This is a genomic window from Pseudoalteromonas sp. MTN2-4 (assembly GCF_042848605.1).
Classification (GTDB): domain Bacteria; phylum Pseudomonadota; class Gammaproteobacteria; order Enterobacterales; family Alteromonadaceae; genus Pseudoalteromonas.
In genome coordinates, this window is the sequence record NZ_BTGK01000095.1 from 1 (window position 1) to 223 (window position 223).

Annotated in this window: 1 rRNA gene; it reads right to left on the reverse strand. The window is 43.9% G+C overall.

Annotation, left to right across the window (positions count from 1 at the left end):
* A 23S ribosomal RNA gene (locus ACGHEH_RS21855) occupies positions 1 to 135 on the reverse strand; the annotation flags it as partial.
* Between the last annotated feature and the right edge of the window lie 88 nt (positions 136 to 223).

The window sequence follows — 223 nt, forward strand, 5'->3', positions numbered from 1 at the left end:
CAGGTGGGTTTCCCCATTCGGAAATCCTAGTCTCAAGCGCCTCTTACTGGCTTGACTAGGCTTATCGCAAGTTAGTACGTCCTTCATCGCCTCCAACTGCCAAGGCATCCACCGTGTACGCTTAGTCACTTAACCATACAACCCAAAATGGTTTGTATCGTCAAAGACAGTTTTAACTTCGCCAGAAGTTAATATTGAATACTAAAGTAGACGCTAATAAACA